At 67.3% G+C, this 16,539-nt stretch carries 19 protein-coding genes; 1 reads left to right on the forward strand and 18 read right to left on the reverse strand.

Translation table 11 applies throughout. The features are described from left to right. Positions 1-91 precede the first annotated feature (91 nt). A complete protein-coding gene (locus QSJ95_RS15220; protein ID WP_032972560.1) occupies positions 92-994 on the forward strand; it encodes a LysR family transcriptional regulator in 903 nt (300 codons plus the stop codon). Positions 995-1,561: 567 nt separating this feature from the next. On the opposite strand, the gene QSJ95_RS15225 is transcribed toward QSJ95_RS15220, so the two are convergent. From QSJ95_RS15225 to pilL2, 18 genes are all read right to left on the reverse strand, one after another. Next, a complete protein-coding gene (locus QSJ95_RS15225) occupies positions 1,562-2,353 on the reverse strand; it encodes a DsbA family protein (RefSeq protein WP_285643408.1) in 792 nt (263 codons plus the stop codon). A 12-nt stretch (positions 2,354-2,365) separates the two neighbouring features. Beyond that, positions 2,366-5,245 (reverse strand): conjugative transfer ATPase, encoded by a 2,880-nt coding sequence (locus tag QSJ95_RS15230; protein ID WP_032972562.1) that lies wholly within the window; start codon positions 5,243-5,245, stop codon positions 2,366-2,368. Continuing rightward, positions 5,245-5,676, reverse strand: coding sequence for a TIGR03751 family conjugal transfer lipoprotein (locus tag QSJ95_RS15235; protein ID WP_285643410.1), 432 nt, complete (start codon positions 5,674-5,676; stop codon positions 5,245-5,247). Before QSJ95_RS15235 ends, QSJ95_RS15230 begins: the two co-directional genes overlap by 1 nt. Beyond that, positions 5,657-7,075 carry a TIGR03752 family integrating conjugative element protein gene (locus QSJ95_RS15240; RefSeq protein WP_285643412.1) on the reverse strand — a complete coding sequence of 473 codons (1,419 nt, stop codon included), beginning with the start codon at positions 7,073-7,075 and terminating at the stop codon, positions 5,657-5,659. The genes QSJ95_RS15235 and QSJ95_RS15240 overlap by 20 nt, the downstream gene beginning before the upstream one ends. Then, entirely contained in the window at positions 7,065-7,952 is an 888-nt protein-coding gene (locus tag QSJ95_RS15245) for a TIGR03749 family integrating conjugative element protein (protein ID WP_285643414.1), read from the reverse strand. Before QSJ95_RS15245 ends, QSJ95_RS15240 begins: the two co-directional genes overlap by 11 nt. Beyond that, the gene (locus QSJ95_RS15250; RefSeq protein WP_024889599.1) at positions 7,949-8,638 is read right to left on the reverse strand and encodes a PFL_4703 family integrating conjugative element protein; all 690 of its coding nucleotides are present in this window, start codon (positions 8,636-8,638) and stop codon (positions 7,949-7,951) included. Before QSJ95_RS15250 ends, QSJ95_RS15245 begins: the two co-directional genes overlap by 4 nt. Further along, entirely contained in the window at positions 8,635-9,045 is a 411-nt protein-coding gene (locus QSJ95_RS15255) for a TIGR03750 family conjugal transfer protein (RefSeq protein ID WP_020649417.1), read from the reverse strand. The genes QSJ95_RS15250 and QSJ95_RS15255 overlap by 4 nt, the downstream gene beginning before the upstream one ends. A gap of 6 nt (positions 9,046-9,051) precedes the next feature. Next, a complete protein-coding gene (locus tag QSJ95_RS15260; RefSeq protein ID WP_032972573.1) occupies positions 9,052-9,411 on the reverse strand; it encodes a TIGR03745 family integrating conjugative element membrane protein in 360 nt (119 codons plus the stop codon). A gap of 23 nt (positions 9,412-9,434) precedes the next feature. Then, positions 9,435-9,668, reverse strand: coding sequence for a TIGR03758 family integrating conjugative element protein (locus QSJ95_RS15265; RefSeq protein ID WP_009463356.1), 234 nt, complete (start codon positions 9,666-9,668; stop codon positions 9,435-9,437). Continuing rightward, the gene (locus tag QSJ95_RS15270; protein WP_032972574.1) at positions 9,665-10,027 is read right to left on the reverse strand and encodes an integrative conjugative element protein, RAQPRD family; all 363 of its coding nucleotides are present in this window, start codon (positions 10,025-10,027) and stop codon (positions 9,665-9,667) included. The genes QSJ95_RS15265 and QSJ95_RS15270 overlap by 4 nt, the downstream gene beginning before the upstream one ends. Positions 10,028-10,156: 129 nt before the next feature. Further along, complete coding sequence (locus QSJ95_RS15275) at positions 10,157-11,050, reverse strand: anti-phage nucleotidyltransferase (RefSeq protein ID WP_032972576.1); 894 nt, start codon at positions 11,048-11,050, stop codon at positions 10,157-10,159. Positions 11,051-11,063: 13 nt separating this feature from the next. Then, complete coding sequence (locus tag QSJ95_RS15280; protein ID WP_285643419.1) at positions 11,064-11,558, reverse strand: patatin-like phospholipase domain-containing protein; 495 nt, start codon at positions 11,556-11,558, stop codon at positions 11,064-11,066. Continuing rightward, complete coding sequence (traD, locus tag QSJ95_RS15285) at positions 11,555-13,351, reverse strand: type IV conjugative transfer system coupling protein TraD (protein ID WP_285643420.1); 1,797 nt, start codon at positions 13,349-13,351, stop codon at positions 11,555-11,557. The genes QSJ95_RS15280 and traD overlap by 4 nt, the downstream gene beginning before the upstream one ends. A gap of 10 nt (positions 13,352-13,361) precedes the next feature. After that, positions 13,362-13,913: an integrating conjugative element protein gene (locus tag QSJ95_RS15290; RefSeq protein ID WP_032972608.1), complete on the reverse strand. Its 552-nt coding sequence runs from the start codon at positions 13,911-13,913 to the stop codon at positions 13,362-13,364. Continuing rightward, on the reverse strand, positions 13,910-14,488 hold the full coding sequence (locus tag QSJ95_RS15295) for a lysozyme family protein (RefSeq protein WP_032972610.1): 579 nt from the start codon (positions 14,486-14,488) through the stop codon (positions 13,910-13,912). The genes QSJ95_RS15290 and QSJ95_RS15295 overlap by 4 nt, the downstream gene beginning before the upstream one ends. After that, complete coding sequence (locus QSJ95_RS15300) at positions 14,473-15,219, reverse strand: TIGR03759 family integrating conjugative element protein (protein ID WP_032972612.1); 747 nt, start codon at positions 15,217-15,219, stop codon at positions 14,473-14,475. The genes QSJ95_RS15295 and QSJ95_RS15300 overlap by 16 nt, the downstream gene beginning before the upstream one ends. A 14-nt stretch (positions 15,220-15,233) precedes the next feature. Beyond that, positions 15,234-15,881 (reverse strand): hypothetical protein, encoded by a 648-nt coding sequence (locus tag QSJ95_RS15305; protein WP_032972614.1) that lies wholly within the window; start codon positions 15,879-15,881, stop codon positions 15,234-15,236. Beyond that, a complete protein-coding gene (pilL2, locus tag QSJ95_RS15310; protein ID WP_051621578.1) occupies positions 15,878-16,462 on the reverse strand; it encodes a PFGI-1 class ICE element type IV pilus protein PilL2 in 585 nt (194 codons plus the stop codon). The genes QSJ95_RS15305 and pilL2 overlap by 4 nt, the downstream gene beginning before the upstream one ends. Between the last annotated feature and the right edge of the window lie 77 nt (positions 16,463-16,539).

Consider the following 16,539-nt stretch of genomic DNA (forward strand, 5'->3'; position numbering starts at 1 on the left):
ATAGCGGAGAGTCCTTCATGTCCCCGGACGTGGCGAACCTGTCTGCCGGCACGGGCCAGCAGGACGCGGGGCGAGATTCCGGAGCGCAACGATGCTGATGCGCCATATCCGGTATTTCATCGCCGTGGCGGAGGAACTCAACTTTACCCGTGCTGCGGAGCGACTTCACATCGAACAGTCGCCTCTGTCGCGATCCATCCGCCAATTGGAGGATGATCTGGGCGTCCGGCTCTTCGAGCGTAACAGCCATGGCACCCGGCTCACCTGGGCTGGACAAGTCTTCCTCGAGGAGGCACGGCGCGTGCTGGCAGCGGTCGAGCAGGCCCGTGCCGGCGCAAGGGCCGCCGCGACCGGATACCGCGGGCTCCTGAGAATCGCGCTGTCCGACGGCATCTCGCCATCGCACTTGAGCAACCTGCTGGCTCGCTGCCGCGAAGAGTCGCCCGAGGTCGAGATTAGCCTCTTCGAAGTGACACTCGCACAGCAGCTGAAAGGCCTGAGAGAGGGCGACTACGACGCGGGGTTCGCGAAGGCGGAGCATCCGGGGGAAGGATTGCTGGCCACGCCGGCGTGGAGCGAGCCTCTGGTCGTCGCGGTGCCGGCGCGGCATCCCGCCTTGATCCATCCCGAGCTTTCCCTGATGGAGCTGCTTTCCCATCCACTGGTGCTGTGTGACCCGAACGCGTGCGCAGGATGCAGCCGGCAACTCGACAGGCTGTTGCGTGCCGCGGAATGCGAGGTCAGGATTGCCGAAAGGGTGGCATCCCATGACCTGCTGATGGCGCTGGTGGCGGCGGGCTACGGCCTCGGGATCACCACCCGCACGCATCTGTCCCTGTGGCGGCACCCGGATGTCGTCTCGCGTCCGTTGGCCGGTGAAGTCCCCCCGTTGACGACCTACCTGTTGCGCCGGGATGCCGAAGACTCGGTGCAGTTGCGGAGCTTCGTCGAACGATTGCGAGAAACCACGATGCCTAACCTCGAAAATGCGTAGGTAGGTGCGAGGGAGTAGGACGAGGTCCGGGACAAGACGGCAAGCTTGTTCACTTGTCTTCATGTAGTGGCGACCCCAATGCGGAGCATGGAAAGAGGCCATGATGGGTGCGCTGATCAAGCCTGTGAGTGTCCCGACAGCAGCGGATACAGGGACATCACGAGCAGCACGGCCATCGCGATGTTGAAGATGCGCAGGCGGCGCCGGTCCGTTGACAACGGCGTAGAGGGCCGCGATGGCCATCACCTCCAGCGCGCCGCCCTCGGTGGCTGAGTAGGTGGCAATGGCCCCGATGGCCATGGTGGCACGCCTTGGGATTGCCCCACTGGAAGGCGGCAGCCTTCCAGAAGCCGAATGGCCGATCTGGGGCGGCCGTCTCCCGCAACGGTTGTGAGGTATCAATCTTCCAGCATCAGGGTTAAACCTCAGGTCAACTTGAGGTCAAGCGAGGTTTCAGGCAGTGCGAATCGGCTGTTGGCGATCGGCCGCCCCCTCGCTAAGCGACCTTCTCGCGCGGACCCATGGCAAGGCCTGGACAGGCCGCGAACTCGGGTACGGGTGACGACATCACGGGATGGTCGTTATTGCGGGGGTGCGGGTGTCTCCGCTCAGTGCCGCGTCGGCGGCATGGGTGGGTCCTGGAGCGCGCGATGCATCGCTGGCGACCAGATCGAGTGCCGACAGAAGCGCATCACCGTCGATCGGCCCATGCAGCAGCAGTGATCCTCCCGTCAGGCTGTCTTCCAGCCGCACGGTGGGCGTGGCGTTGATACCGCTGCGCAGGGCCTCGTCGGCCTGCGCGCGAACGATAGCTGCGGAACGATCGCTGTCCAGGCATGCCTGGATGGCGGTCGTCAGGCCTGGCCAGGTCAGGTCAGCCGGCAGCCCCTGGCCATCGCCGCGGGTATTTTGGTAGAGCCATGCGATGGCACCAAAGAAGGCCTCGTGGCCCTGTGCTTCGCCTGCGCACTCGGCCATGCGGGCCAGCCGACTCGCCTCGGGATCGTGCATCGCCAGCGGCAGGTGATGCCACCGCAGGCTGGCGTCGGGATGGGCATCGATCCAGGCCATCAGGGTCGGGTAATAGGCCTTGCAGAATGGACATTCCAGGTCGGCGTACAGCGTCAGCGTGAAGCGCGCATCGGCAGGGCCGCGGCGCCAGGGCGGGCCGGCTGGAGACGCCTGCGCGACCTCGGGCTCCGTGCGCGGTGCCGGCGCACCGGGCGTGCGGTACAGGAGCCATCCCAGCAGGCCCGCAACCAGGATGCCAGCCACCATCCAGTGCAGCCGTGGCAGGCGCCCGGCGCGCTTGCGAAGGGCCTGGACCCGGCCCGGCAAGGTGGTTCGTTTCGAGGACATGACGCGCTCCGGTCATTTCGGCAGGGACAGCGGCGGCGATGCGATGCCACGCGCCTGGTCGATCTTCTCGGCCACCTTGAAGGCGGCATCCAGTTCGCCGATGCCGTACTGGCGCATGAGCTGGTAGCGCTCGGCCTTCTCTTCCGGTTCGGTCTGCGCAAGGGCCAGATAGAGGCTGGGCGGCACGGCGCGGAACAGCACTTCCATCGACTTGGACAGGATGACGCCCTCGCTGAACTTGCCCGCCTCCTTGCGCGCGGACAGCATCAGCGCCTTCTGCGCGGGCGACAGTTCGCGGAACCGGGCGATCTTCTCCACCTCGTCGGGCGGCATCGACAGGCAGATCCACCACTCGATCATGTTGAGCATGGGCTCGGCGGCCTTGGGCAGGTCGTCGATGTTCTGCGTCGCCAGCCAGTACCACGCACCGAGCTTGCGCCACATCTTGGTGATCTTGACCACGTAGGGCGCGAGCAGCGGGTTCCTGGTGATGATGTGGCCTTCGTCGGTGACGTTGATGATCGGCCGGCCCAGGAACTGGTCGCGCTCGGCGATGTTGTTCACCGTGTTGATCAGCGAGATGTAGGCGATGGAGAGCTGCGCGTTGTAGCCCTCGCGCGCGAAGGTGGCCAGGTCCACGATGGTGATGTCCGCCTCGGGCCAGGGCGTGCCCGGACGGTCGAACATCTCGCCGTCTGCGCCCTGGCAGAGCATGTCCATCGCATCGGCCATCTCCAGCAGCCGCGCGCGCCGGGCATCCGGCAGGTTGGCGTCGCGGGCGCGTTCGCGCAGCGCGTCGCGCACGTCGCGGGTCAGCACCGTGCGCGCCTGTGCCACGCAGCGCTGGGCGGCGCCCAGGATGCACTGGCGAATCAGGCTGCGGTCGGCGCGCGTCATGCGCGCTTCCTCCTTGTCCTCGCCGCCGGTGATCATCAGCCGGGCGGTGATTTCGAGTTCGCCGAGCACGTCCCGCTGGTCATCCCCGTCGTCGGCCTGATGGGTGTCGCCGTCCTCGTCCAGGGCGTCGGCATCCAGCGTCTGCACCTGGCCCGGTGTATCGACCAGTCGCCAGGCATCGGCGAATGGCGCCAGGCTCACGCCCGCGCCGGGTGCCAGCTTCACGCGATGCACGCTCAGGCCCAGCCGAGCGGCGAAGTCACCGAACAGGCCAAAGCTGTTGCCGGCCTCGACGATGAACAACCTGGGCCGGTAGATCGCCGTGACCTGGTTGAGGATGTTGTTCAGCGTGGCGCTCTTGCCGGAACCGGTGGGACCGAAGAGGAACAGGTGGGCGTTCATCTGCCGGTCGAGCCGGTTCAGTGGGTCGAAGGTGATCGTGCCGCCGCCCCGGTTGAAGAAGGTAATGCCCGGATGGCCGGTGCCCTGGCTGCGCCCCCACACCGGCGCCAGATTGGCCGCGTGCTGCGCGAACATCAGTTGCGTGTACCACTGCCGCTTGTCCGCCGCCGGGTCGAACAGACAAGGCAGCCAGCGGAGGTAGGTGTTGAGCGGCGCCACCTCATCCTCTTCGCGCACCGGCTGCAGGCCCGCATTGAGCATGACATTGACCAGTTGCAGGCCGCGGGCGTCGAGCTGCGCCATGTCGCGGCCGCGCAGGTAGAACGCCAGCGTACCCCGGTACAGCTTGTGCGCACTGCCGATGAGGCCGCGGGCCTGCTGCACGTCTTGGCGCGCCTGCTCGCTGGCGAGCGTCTCGCCGACCGCCTTGCGGGCCAGGTGGTTGAGGTGCGCCTCCAGCACGTCCTGCGGCGTGGCGACCAGGGTCAGGCACATCACCGTGTCCTCGGGCATCTGGTCGAACAGCGCGTTCATCGCATCGCCGCCCTTGCGCGTCTCGCCGGTCACGTGTCCGGTCGCGGGCGGCGAGCGCAGACGATCCATGACGATGGCCCGGTGCGGCATGCCGTCGAAGAACCACAGGCCGCGGGCGACATCCGAGCGCGGCTGGCCGAAGAACAGGCGTTGCGCGAAGTCGCCGCTGGCCAGTTCGATCTCGCCCTCTTCCTGTTCCTCCGGGTAGCGGGCGAGCGCGTAGAAGCGTTCCCGGTCTTCGGCCGTGCTGCCCAGCGCGCCGGGATTCGGGTTGAACCAGCGCAGCAGCCAGTCGTGAATGTCCGCCGCGCCAAGGCGCCGGGCCTTGACGCCGGCATTCGCCAGGCCGCCGACCAGGCGGTCGCAAATCGTCGCCAGGGCCTGCTCGGGCGATTGCCCCCGCCGGGCCGATGCTGCGTCCGGGGTGCGCCGATAAACCACCATGCGCACGCGCCGGGTCTGGCCGCGCCACGGCAGGCGAGTGACCGTGGTGTCCTCGAACAGGCCGCCCGGCTTGGCGATCGCGCGCAGGTGGTGACCGAAGAAGCGCAGATAGAACTCACTGAACGCGCTGCCCTGCGCGCGTGGATGCAGGTACGCCCCCAGCGTGCGCAGGTAGTGGTCCCAATAGGCTTCGTCCTGCGCATAGAGCTGCACCACCCACGGGTTCTCGTCCAGTTCGTCGAAGGAGTCCTGCAGCGCGTTCTCCAGGGCATCGCGGGCCTGCCACAGCCAGGCGGTCTCGCGCCCTTCGGTACCGATCGGCTGCAACTCGAAGAACGCCGCCACCGATTGGCCATCTTCGAGCAGCATGCACCTCGTGGCTGGCAGGTACTCGACCCAGGGCAGCAGGTCGGCGAAGGACGGCGCCACGTCGTAGAGCGCCGCGTGGTCGGCCTGCGTCGCGGGTCGCCGATGATGCCGCCCAGGGGCGGCTCCAGGTGCCTCAATGCCGTGCGCGGCAAGGCGGGCGACATGTCGCGTCCAGGCGTCCGGCTCGGTGTCGGCCTGGCCTGGCCTGGGGGCCGGACGACGCGGCCACGGCAGTCGCCAGCCCATCAGTAGTCCTCCAGCCGCTCGCCGGGCATCGCGTACTGCACGCGCTGGTAGAGCGGGAAGACGGTGCTGTAGCCGGGCACCGGTACCGGGTCGGTACCGGCCAGGTGCGGAAAGACGTACATGACCAGATCGGGGTTTGGCAGTCGATGGAACTGTCGCTGGATCTCGTTCGCTGCGGTGCGGGTGTAGGCCGCGTTCCGGGCGGGCGCCGCGAGGGTGTCAGCGTCGGTCAGCGGACGGTGCAGGTCCTGGCGTGCGTCGAGCAGCAGGCGGCCGGCCTGGCCGCCGCTATAGCCGCCAGTCTCGTGCTGCCAGATGTCCAGCATGGTGTGCTCGCCCCGGGGCAGCAGCTTTTCCGAGCTGGTGGCACAACCTGCGAGAACGGCGGCGGCGAGCAGGACAAGGGGGCGGTCAATCCAGGTCCGACGCATGTGCTTCTCCCATGAGGTGATTCACCCGGCGCCCCTTGGCGTCGTGGTCGATGGCGATCGGCTGCTCCAGGTGCACGGCCACCCTGGCGCCCGGCTGCACGTAGACCGCAGCGAAGGCCTGGCCGTAGAGTTTGTTGACCCAGTTGGCCATGTCGCGCACGCCACCGGCCAGGATGCGGCCCATGGCCTCGTTGCCCGAAATGCCGACCGTGCCCAGCGAACCGCTGTTGTTGGCGACCACGGCCACGCTGCCGTTGTCGGACTTGATGAGCGAGGCGGCGCCCGCGCCGGCCGCGGTGATCAACGCCTGCGATCCCAGGTACTGCTGGGCATTGCTGCGCCGCTCGCCCGAGACGCACGGGATGCCGTAGGGATCGCTGATCCAGCCCAGGCCATCCAGCAGGCTGGTGCTGTTCTGGCTTCGACTGCGCTTGCCGTCGTCCTCCGGCACCGTGCGGATGGTGCCGTCGCTGAACACGAAGGTGATGGAACGGACCTGCCCACGCACGCACGAGAGCGTCCAGTCGCCGGAGGCCGTACCGCTCACCACCGCACCGGCCACGTCGGGAATCTCGATGCCGTTGGCCGCCAGGTTGTCGGCCCCGATCAGCACCTTGAAGGGAAACGGGTCGTTGATGGTGCCGTCGATGGGAATGCGACCGATCAGCGCGGTCATGGCGACCGAGCCCATCAGCGTGGCATTGGCGGGCACCGTATAGACCGCCTGGGCGGTGCCGCCAACGGCTTGCGCAGTCCTGTCGCTGACGGCCTGCGCCGCAGCCGACAGCTCCGGCGAGGCCGGGCCGAAGCTGGAGGGAAAGGCGGGCAAGCGCAGGCTGCTCGAACCGCCCTTCGGATCGGGCCGGGCGTCAGCCGGTTCGATCCAGCGCATGCTGCCATCCTTGAGCGGTCCGCCGTCATGCCCGTCCAGCCCAAGGCCGATCGGCAGGTCGGCGACATCGCCCTTGCCGGACAACCCGTCCAGGCGGCGCTGCAATTCCTGCATCAGCCCTTGCGTGTGCTGCCGGTCGCTGGCGGCCTGGGTTCGCTCCTGTTCCAGGCGGCGGCGTTCGCTGTCGAGGGCGTTCTGGATGCGCTGGTCGATCGCACCCTCGCGGGTACGCAGGCGCTCGTTCTCGGCCTTGTGCTGGCGGTTGTCGCTCAGCGCGGTCTGCAGCTCGGTGCGGAGCTGCTTGACCTGCGCGACCAGGGTGGCGACGGTATCGCGCGGGGTGTCGCCCGCGATGCCGAGCGCCTTCATTTCCTCGGGAGTGAGCTGCCCCGGGACATCCTGCTTGCCAGGTGCAGCGTCACTGCCTGAGAACAGCCTGGCACCGACGAACACCAGCAACAATGCCATCGGAATCAGCAGCCACTTCAACAGGGGATTACTCCTCATCTGACGTCCTCCCCGCAGCGGCGGCCGGCGGCAAGTTCGTGCCGGCATCGATGGGGCCGAGCACCGGCATCAGGGACTCGGCCAGGCCACGGCCGCGCGTGACCAGATAGACCACCGTGGTGTCGGTCGAAGCGCCCGCAGGCCCCAGGTCGGGATGCTGGAAGGTCGCGGCCACGAAGTCGCCTTGCAGCGCCCTTGGATCGAGATCGATACGGTGAGGCGAGGTGTTGGTCAGGCGCACGGCGGTGACCCACTGGTCTTCGAGTCGCCAGGCCGCCAGTGCCCGCGCCTTGAGCGGCAGCGTTGGCAGCAGTGTGTCCAGCGCGAGCGGGCGCCGCAGCGGCACGCGCCCGATGTCGGCCACGGGCTCGACGGTGCGCAGCGGTGCGTAAAGGTTCTGCGCCGCGTAGCGCGTCAGGACAACGGTTATCGGCGTCTGCCGACGCCTGCCGGGTTGCGCTGCTTGGGTCGGACCGGCGGCAGTGTCACCGCTGGCATCCTCGGCGGCGTCCTGCAGGACGATGCGTACAGGCTCCAGCGGCGGCTCGCCTTTCCCGGCGTCCGTGGCTGCGATGTCGACCAGCACGATGGCGCCGGATTCCACGTCCTGCAGTTGCAGCCGCGTCGGCGCGATGGCCTCGCTGGCGCGCAGGTAGATGGCTCCACCCGCGCTCTGCACGCGCAGCCGCTCGCCCAGGCTCGGGGGCAGGCCGACACGCACGTTGCGGTCGATGAACATCACGCGCTCCTGGCCGACGACCAGCGGGACGGCCAGCGGCAGCCGCTGCCAGCGCAGGATCTCGATGGCATGGCTGTCCGGCACCAGGCCGAAGCCAAGGGCCAGGCTCGCCACGATGGTGAAGACGTGGTGTTTCATGGGTTGCTTCCCTGCGAAAGGCCGCCGTCGGGCGTGCCAGACGGAGGCACTGCCGGCGACGGTGCCTCGATGCGCTGCGGCGCGCCGTCATAGCAGTCCAGCGCAAGGCCGAAGGGGTTGTGCTGGGGATCGACGTCCAGCCGCACCACTTTCAGCGGATAGCGCACCAAGGCCCGCTTGACCTGCTCGGCGCCGTAGTACTCGTCCGCGCTGACATCGAGTGTGACGATCCAGTCGCGGCTGGAAACCGTCTTTACCCGCATCGTGGGGTTGTCGCCAAAGCCGCGCCCCGGAATCTCGTAGATGCCGCGCACCCGCTGGCGCAGTTCGCCACTGCTGCGCCGGTGCTCGTAGTCCTGGCGCAGGAAGGCCTGGCAGGCCGGTGTGAAATAGGCCGACAGCGCGTGGAGGTTGCGCGGGTAGTCCTGTTCGCCATCCGTCGGCCAACGTTGTACCTGCTGCCAGACGTAGAAGGCGAACGCATAGACATTCTCGGGCGGCACATCCCACCAGGCGCGGGTGCTGCCCGAGCGCAGATCGGGGGGCACGTGGATCGTCAGTTGCCTCGGCGCACTCCACCAGCCGAAACCGAGCAGCAGCGCCACCACGAACAACGCACCGGCGCCCAGGCGCAGCGTGCGCACATGGGCCTGCAGGTGATGGACTTCATTCCTGAAACGGCTCATGAGGCGGCAGCTCCGCGTGAGCGCCGGGTGGTCCAGTACCCAGACCGCGTGATGAGACGGTGCCCACCGAGCCAGGACGCTGCCAGCGGATGGCGCAGCGCCAGGCGCCACTGCAGTTGCCGGTACAGCCAGATGTCCGGGCGGCCGCGCTTCTGCCGGCGCAGGAAGCCGCCACCACCGAACACGCCAGCCGCCACGCCGGCCACGATCAGGGTCGGCACCATGGCGACGCTGTGCGTGGCCCAAGCCAGCGGCACGCCGGCGATGAACCCCGCCACCGCGGACAGACCGGCGCAGATCCAAAGTTCGTCGGCGGTCAGGCCCCTCACCACCACGGGCTGGCGGTTCAGCCTGTGCGGCAGGAAGGTCACCAACCCGTCACGCGCGATATCGTTCAAGGCAGCCATCGCCGCTCAGAGCACGCCGGTGGCCTTGGTCAGCAGCCAGATGCCGACCACCAGCAGGATCGCACCCACGGCCACGGTGAGACCGAACTGGCCCCAGGTGGCGCGACCGGTATGGATTTCCGAGTAGCGCGTATAGGCGTGGTAGCACACACCGACGAACATCGAGGCGACCACGAGGAGCGCGATCAGCAGCACGATGTCGTAGCCGTAGTTCTGCAGCGTCTGCATGATGCCGCTGCCCTGGCCGCGCGAGGGGTCCTCGATGGTCGGCAGGCCCTGCGCCCGGGCCGCCAATGGCAAGCCCATCAGCATCAATGGCGCGAGGATGGTGGTGGCAACGCGATGGGGAGTCGGATGGGTCTTCATGGCGGTAGGGCCTTTCGTGGTGGTCAGGACAGGAGGAAATAGGTCAGCACCAGGTACATCGCAACGAAGCGCACGACGACACCCAGGAACTGGCGCTGGGACAGGCGCTGCTCGGCCCACCCGGTGTAGGCGGTACGCATGGCCCACACGCCCCACAGGAGCAGGACGGCGAACACGAGGCCGAGCACCACCGTGGCCACGGCGGCGGGGGCGAAGCCGCCATTGGCCTGGAAGGCACTGACCTGGGCGGCGTTCATTGGGGTGCCTCCTGGTCGGAGAGCGGGCTGGACTGGCGGTAGTCACCGGACAGCTCGACCGGATCGCGCGGCTGGGCTCGCGGCGGCGTCAGGTAGTCCTGGATGCCCGTCCGAACGCGCTGGAGGTCCTCGCGCAGGCGGGCATGGTCGAAGTGGCAGCGGGCGCGCTGCTGCGAAGCGGTATGGGCGGCGTGCTCGGCCTGGCGGTCAATCAGGTCGATCTGGCGAACCAAGGCCGCAAGCTGCTCGCGTTCGATGGCATCGCCTGCCGCGGTGGCGGGTTGCCCGGCCGAAAGCAACACGGCCAACAGCACGGCCAGCGAAGGCCATGCGGATGTGCGGCGGTTGGTCTGTCCCATCGTGCCATTCCCAAGTGAAGCGAATGGCCTTGATGCTGTGTCCCTTGCTCGGCTCGCGCCGCAATCAAACGGAACCGGTGGTCAACCGTATTTCAGATGTGATGCTTGCCTGTTAAGCCAATCCTTTGACTACCAGTCGTTCCAAAGCTTTACCGCCGCCTCGATGAACGCATCACAGGCCGCCTGTCGCCAGCACGTGTGGTAACCATCTCGCAGCAGGTAGTACTGCTCGTTGGCACACACGAGGTCGGTTTTCGAGGCCTCCTGCCGATACCAATTCAAGGTGTTGACCACGCAGTCCTGATAGCTGGTGGTGAGCTTCTCGTTCGGCACGTTGTACAGCAAGCCTTCGATGTAGTACGAAGGCGCGATACCGGCCTTAATCAGGCCGTCTTCGACCATCCGGCTGCGCATGTTCTTGAACACCCGGGCCATAGGTTTGAGCCACTGCGAAGAGGCCTGATGTTTCGCCGTCAGGTTCGCCGAGTGCTGCTTTGGGTAGTTCGCGATTCGCTCGCCGGCAGAGTTGAAAAAGCAAATGCCTTCGACGTACTCAGAGTCACTCGCTGACCGGAACTTGAAGTAGCGCCGGAATTGCGTCGCAACAATCACGTCCGACTTGCGCCGCGAGCCGCTCGCGTCGATGGCGATCGCCTTGTCGCCGGCTTTCACGGCCGAGCCGTATTGCCCCTCAAGCACCGACAGTACGTCCCGCTTGAAGTCGGCATGTGTGTAGGTCGCGTCGCTGAATGCCTGCTTGTAGGCCGATTTTTCGTCATCGGACAGAGATTCGAGATCGCTGTGAAAGCAGTCGTCGAGCCGTATGACGATATCCACGTCGCTCTCGGCGTAGATATTCGTGTCGTTACCGTACGAGCCTTGAAGGAACACTTTGAAGTTCCTGCCAGCATACGGCGTGGTGCTGTCCTCCAGGACGCTCTTGATCGTGTTGTAAGTGCTGCTCGACTGGGTGATCGATCCCTGGTGGGACCACGTTTCGAGCTGCGATTCTGGAATCGGCATCTTCTTCCCCCGGCTATATCAAATACTCGCGAAGCTGCTTCTCCCGCGACGCGAACGACTCCCGTCCTCGCTGAAACAAGACACCCAGCTTCTTGAGGTCGTGCTCTAGCAGATCGGTCGCCATTTCAGGCGTGACGTAGGAGTCGTTGATCCGGATGGTCGGTACGTCATGGAACAGAACCTGCCGCAGCTGGTCCATCGACTGCGTGTTGATCTCCAGGGTCTTCTGCAGCAACTGGACGCTGACGAGATACCTTTTCGCCAGCCACATCAACAGGCTCGGCTTCGGGTCGGGGTACATGCCCACGCCAACGCTCACAAGCCGGATGTCCTTGCGATCTCTCCGAAGCGCCTGGACCGCATCGGCGATCGCGTACAGCGTCGGGTTGTTTGCGCAATACCCCCCGTCGATCAGCTCAATGTCCTCACCCATTGAGGTCCTGACGATCGTTCGCTCGAAGAACGGGTAGGCCGAGCACGATGCCTTGACAGCGGCTGCGATGCTCACACCAAAGCCCGGGACGAACGTACCGACTCGGCCACCTTCGGCAGTTGTCGTGTCAGCAGTTCGGCGGTGGCGGTCTCGCGCACCCGCAGCATGAACAGGTTGTTGAAGTTGCCGATGACCTGGCCGGCCTTGGCGCGATTGCCGATGCGCGCCTCGATGTCCGAGAGCGTCTGCGTATAGGCCGTGACCTGCATGCCCGCACCGCCACCCTTGTTGATGAGCGGGATGAACTCATCGCCCATCAGTTCGTTGAACTCATCCGCATGAACGTTGATGGCGACCTTGGCATTGGCCGATGCCCCTGGCAGGCCATCGTCGATGCCGTGCTTGTAGATGTGCCCCGCCACGGACACCAGGTCGCTGAACATGCTGTTGCCGACGGCCGCCGCCACTTCGGCGTCGGACAGCGCATCCAGCCCCACATAGACCACGGCCCGCTTCCTGATGACCTGCATCCAGTCGAAGATCGGGCGCGGGTCGGACAGGTCGGAATAGTTCGGCGCGAGCAGTTGCGCGATCTTGCCGGTGGTGAGCTTCTCCAGCAGCGGCAACAGCGAAGCGACGATCTTGTCGAAGTAGGTGCGGTCGTAGCGCACCGCGGAGCGCAGGCCGTCGAGCACCGCGTCGTAGGTTCGCGTCTGCGACAGGTACTGCTCCAGTGCCACCACCCGCTTCTCTCGCCCGACCATGTGGCGCGGGATGGTCTTGTCGTTGAGTCGTCCTTCGAGTTGGACGATCACCTCCCAGGCCTTGGGCTCGGTTCGGGCGAAGAAGTGCTGGGCGTACTCGATGAACAGCGCGTCGATGTTGACGACGTGGCGCTGGATCAGCAGGTAGTCTGGCCGCTGCCCCAGTTCCACCAGGGCGCGCGCGATGATGTTGACGAAGCGCCAGGCGAACTCGCGGAACGCGGCGCTGTTGCCTTCGCCGGAAAGCTGCCCCGCAATGCGGGTGGCGACTTCCGAGATGCGCCCGAACCGGCCCACGGCGTTGTAGCGTGCCGAGATGTCGGGCCAGCCCAGGTGGAACACGTACATCTCGCCCTCGCGTCCGGCGCGCCTGGCCTCGACATACATGCGCTTGAGCAGGTCGGCATCGCCCTTGGGGTCGAAGACGATCACCACCTCGTGCTCGCCATGGACCTTGCGGCGGATGTCCTGGGTGATGAACAGTTCGGCCAGGCGCGTCTTGCCCACGCGCGTGGTACCGAGCACCAGGGTGTGGCCCACACGCTCGCCCAGCGGCAGGGTGACGTCGGTTTCGTGCGGCTCTATGCCATGCAGGCGCGGCATGCCACCCACTGGCGGCAGCGGCCGGACCGGGTTGAGCGGGCTGTCCCAGGCCAATGCCCGCGCCAGCCTGGGCAGCGGCGGCGGCGCGAACTCCAGCCGCTCCTCCAGGCGGCGCGCCAGGCGGTAGAACGTCGTCGGTTCGGCGTAGCGCCGGAACTCGGGCTTGTAGGTCTGCGTCAGCCGATGGGTGTGTCGTTGTTCCCAGCGGAAGCCACGCCCAACGAACAAGCGGTACTGGCTCACTGGTACGTCGCGACTCGTCATCACGTAGCGTGGCAGACGACGGATGTGGCGGCGATAGCGCAGGATGGCCCAGGCGTCGCGCAGGCGAATCGCGCCGAAGGCCAGGAAGGCCAGCGCGCTGCCGAGGCCGAGTACCGGATTCAACGCGAGCGACCACGGTGCCACCACGCACACCATCGCGGCGCCTGCGCATACGGCAACGGTGTATAGCTCCACCGCTGGCCGCAGCAGGACTTCGACGGCGTGCGGCTGGGCCATCGGGCAGTTCTCACTGTTCGATGCCGGTGGCGGTCACCAGTACCGGGTAGTGGCGCAGCCCCAGGCGCCCGGCCAGTTCGTCCCCGGACGCCGGCGCCAGCATCAGCCCGGGCGCCAGGGCACGCAGTGCCGCAAGTGCCTGCGGTGACTCGACCTGGACCACCAACCCCACGGCTCCGAACTCGCGCAGCGCCGGGGCACGCTGGCGCAGCCAGGCATGGGAGCGCGGGTCATCACCAACCAGGAACATCGGCGTGAGCCCCGGCGCCTGGATCGCTCGGGGAGCCACATCGCCAGGGGTCAAATGGGCCGAGCGCACCGGCAGCATGGCCGCCTCGCCAGAAGGCCCTTCGGGCAGGCGTGGCATCTCGATCCTGGAAGATGGCCTGCTTCCGGTGCGCGGTTGCAGGTCCAAGGCCTGGTAGTAAGGCAGCGCGGAGGCACCGCCGCGATCCTCGACGACGATCAAGGGCGGCGATTGTGCGAAGGCGGCTGGTACGGACACGAGCGGCAGCAAGCCGATCAGCCACCGCACAACCGGACGGAAGATTCGAGGCTTCATGGCAGGGTTCTCCGGGTATCCGCGCCCCGCGCTGGCTCGCCCAGTACGCGGGCCAGGTGGCGTCCAACGCTTTGGCGGTAGCGCGCAGCGGGTGCGCCACCAGCGGGACGGTGGTAGCGGCCGATCGTGATCAGCCAGTCCTGGCCAGGCACGTGCTGCTCGCGCAGGATCTGCGCGGCCAGCGCCAGGTTCCGATAGGGATCGAGCAGTTCGCAGGGGTGGTCGTAGCGGTGACGCTGGTAGCCCAGGTTGATCTGGCCCAGGCCGGCGTCGATGCGGGTGCGCGGCACGTCGCGCAATGCCTGGTGCAGGCCGGCGCAGGCCTCGGTACGGGTGGCGAACCGATGCGATGCCCCGGCCACGTTGAGCGTCCAGGGCCAGGGCACGAGGCGGTCGTGGTACCGGGTGCCACTCTCCTGCAAAGCCACCGCGTACAACACCGCCGCCGGAATGCCCGCACGCTGTGCCGCGAACTGGTAGGCCGGCGGCGGAACCTCCCCGGCCTTCGCCTGGCCGAGTGGCCAGCAAGCCAGCAGCAGGAGCGCGAGACGCGCGAGGCCTACTGCCGCTGCCATTGGCCGCCGACCTGGCGCACGACGGCGGGCAGTTCGCCCTGCAGGCCGAGGGACAGCCAGCGGCCACCGTCGTGGTTGAGGGTGATGTGCCGTGCGCGCACCTTCGCCGGGTCGATACGGGCCCGGCGTGCCCATTCACGAATGCGCGCGTCGTCGGTGCGACTGCCGACGACATAGACATCGAACTCGACGCCCGACGCTTGCAGCCGCTGCACGGCCTGGTCGCAGGCGGTACAGCCGTCCTTCACGAAGACGGCGGTTCGGTCGGTGCCCGATGCGATGGTGGTGCCCGCGCCGGTCGGCTTGGCACCGGGCAGGTTGACCCGCGCCATGCCCGGCGCGATCCGTTGCCAGGCGGCGTCGTAGGCACGCTGGTAGGCCAGCGTCTTCTCGACCCGCCGGGCTTCGGCCCGAACCTGCAGTTCCGCGTAGCGGCGGCGCTCCTCGTCGGAACGTGCCTCGATGCCGAGGGCCGTGAGCGGGTCGAGGCTGGGCGAGTAGACGCCCAGCGGCCCCTGCATCAACTCGCGATAGCGCGTCCATTCGTCCGTGCGCAGCCCCCAGTCCTGCGCCCGCTGTTCGTCGCTGCGAGCGATGGCCGCAGGCGCTTCGCGGCTCGGCGCCGTCCTGGCCACGGTGGTTGCGCCGGTGGGCTGCGCGAGCGCCGCCTGCATGGCGGAGGCGGCCAGCAACGCGGCCAGCAACGGCGGGGTCAAGTGGCGCGGGACCATCGGTGTGGGCCTCCTTATCGGGGAGGGATGGGCAGCCTGCGGATCTCGTCACCCTGCCGGAAGACGGCGCCATCGCGCTCGATGCCGTCCAGCCGCCAGCCGCCCTCCGACTCGCCGGCGCGCAGCAGGCGGACATCGGCCAGCCCGGTGCCATCGGCAGGCATCACCGACACGAACTGTTCTCCCGCACGCAGTTCCACTCCGATCAGGCGGAATGAAGGCTCAACAGGCTTGGGTTGGACCGCCACAGGTTGGGATGGCCGTGGTGCGGGCAGCTTGGGCTGGCGCGAGACCGGGCGGGCTTCCAGTCGCGTGACGCGGGTTTCCAATGCGTGCAGCGCATCGGTGGCGGCGTAATGGGCCTGCGCCAGCTCGATCGCCGCCAGCCGCTGGTCCAATGCCTTGGTGTCCTCTTCGTAGCGCGCCTGCGGCAAGGCAGCGGGCTGAGTATGGCGTTGTTCGATCCGATGCGAGAGGCCGTCCAGTCGGGATTCGAGCAGGGACACCTGCGCGGTGGGCGCGAAGGCCTGGGTCCGTTCAGCCAGCCCGGACAAGGCCATGTGATCCACCAGCACCACCGCGCTGACGAGCAACAACCAGGTTGCGGCCGCGACCCGCAGCAGCATCGTGCGCTGGCCCGTCGCCGAGTCCCGGATGGTCATGGCGCAACCTCCTGGATCAGCGGAGCGGGCTCAGCCGAACGGTTGATTTCCGGTGGCTTGGGCTCGTGCGGCGTACGAGCTTCCCTGAGGCTGCGGATGAAGCACACCTTCCGCTCACCGTCGTCGACCTGCAGATCCCAGGCGGGGCCGGCCAGGGTCAAGAGCGCATCGCGCAGCAGGAGCGGGCCGAGCCGGTAGTGAGCCGCCGGCAGCGGCAAGGCCAACAGATCGGCGGACTGCTCATCGCACAGCCGGTAGCCGGAACGCAGGACGAGGTGCCGGAGGGCATCCCCGACGGTGGCGCCCAGCGTGCCGGGGATAACCACATCCACCACTTGCAGCAACAGGTCGTGCTGGGCCGCCGTCGGCGCGAGTTCGACCAGGGTATAGCGGCCATATCGTGTCACCGGCACGAACTCCGTCACGGCTTCGGGCGCGATGTCGATGGCTTCGGATGCGGGCGTCGGTGGCATGGCGTTCGTCATCGCGCAGCCGCTGGCCATGGCGGCCAGGAGCAAGCCGGGCAAACGGATCAGATGGCTGCGTCCGGCGATACGGAAGGGCTGGCGGGATGGGCACATGGATCGGTGTCCTGAAACAACGAGCCATCACCATCGCCGCGCCGGCCCTCTGCCGCAGCAAACAAAGCGAATCCATC

It is taken from the genome of Pseudomonas sp. NBRC 100443, assembly GCF_030268185.1.
Classification (GTDB): Bacteria; Pseudomonadota; Gammaproteobacteria; order Pseudomonadales; family Pseudomonadaceae; genus Pseudomonas; species Pseudomonas citronellolis.

What these genes read in the sequence shown, in the direction of transcription:
- QSJ95_RS15235 (WP_285643410.1), bottom strand. Translation starts at nt 5,676, where the DNA reads ATGCGTCGGACCTGGATTGACCGCCCCCTTGTCCTGCTCGCCGCCGCC.
- QSJ95_RS15265 (WP_009463356.1), bottom strand. Translation starts at nt 9,668, where the DNA reads ATGAACGCCGCCCAGGTCAGTGCCTTCCAGGCCAATGGCGGCTTCGCC.
- QSJ95_RS15240 (WP_285643412.1), bottom strand. Translation starts at nt 7,075, where the DNA reads ATGAGGAGTAATCCCCTGTTGAAGTGGCTGCTGATTCCGATGGCATTG.
- QSJ95_RS15290 (WP_032972608.1), bottom strand. Translation starts at nt 13,913, where the DNA reads ATGAAGCCTCGAATCTTCCGTCCGGTTGTGCGGTGGCTGATCGGCTTG.
- pilL2 (WP_051621578.1), bottom strand. Translation starts at nt 16,462, where the DNA reads ATGTGCCCATCCCGCCAGCCCTTCCGTATCGCCGGACGCAGCCATCTG.
- QSJ95_RS15225 (WP_285643408.1), bottom strand. Translation starts at nt 2,353, where the DNA reads ATGTCCTCGAAACGAACCACCTTGCCGGGCCGGGTCCAGGCCCTTCGC.
- QSJ95_RS15220 (WP_032972560.1), top strand. Translation starts at nt 92, where the DNA reads ATGCTGATGCGCCATATCCGGTATTTCATCGCCGTGGCGGAGGAACTC.
- QSJ95_RS15230 (WP_032972562.1), bottom strand. Translation starts at nt 5,245, where the DNA reads ATGGGCTGGCGACTGCCGTGGCCGCGTCGTCCGGCCCCCAGGCCAGGC.
- QSJ95_RS15250 (WP_024889599.1), bottom strand. Translation starts at nt 8,638, where the DNA reads ATGAGCCGTTTCAGGAATGAAGTCCATCACCTGCAGGCCCATGTGCGC.
- QSJ95_RS15300 (WP_032972612.1), bottom strand. Translation starts at nt 15,219, where the DNA reads ATGGTCCCGCGCCACTTGACCCCGCCGTTGCTGGCCGCGTTGCTGGCC.
- QSJ95_RS15295 (WP_032972610.1), bottom strand. Translation starts at nt 14,488, where the DNA reads ATGGCAGCGGCAGTAGGCCTCGCGCGTCTCGCGCTCCTGCTGCTGGCT.
- QSJ95_RS15245 (WP_285643414.1), bottom strand. Translation starts at nt 7,952, where the DNA reads ATGAAACACCACGTCTTCACCATCGTGGCGAGCCTGGCCCTTGGCTTC.
- QSJ95_RS15255 (WP_020649417.1), bottom strand. Translation starts at nt 9,045, where the DNA reads ATGGCTGCCTTGAACGATATCGCGCGTGACGGGTTGGTGACCTTCCTG.
- QSJ95_RS15260 (WP_032972573.1), bottom strand. Translation starts at nt 9,411, where the DNA reads ATGAAGACCCATCCGACTCCCCATCGCGTTGCCACCACCATCCTCGCG.
- traD (WP_285643420.1), bottom strand. Translation starts at nt 13,351, where the DNA reads ATGGCCCAGCCGCACGCCGTCGAAGTCCTGCTGCGGCCAGCGGTGGAG.
- QSJ95_RS15275 (WP_032972576.1), bottom strand. Translation starts at nt 11,050, where the DNA reads ATGCCGATTCCAGAATCGCAGCTCGAAACGTGGTCCCACCAGGGATCG.
- QSJ95_RS15305 (WP_032972614.1), bottom strand. Translation starts at nt 15,881, where the DNA reads ATGACCATCCGGGACTCGGCGACGGGCCAGCGCACGATGCTGCTGCGG.
- QSJ95_RS15270 (WP_032972574.1), bottom strand. Translation starts at nt 10,027, where the DNA reads ATGGGACAGACCAACCGCCGCACATCCGCATGGCCTTCGCTGGCCGTG.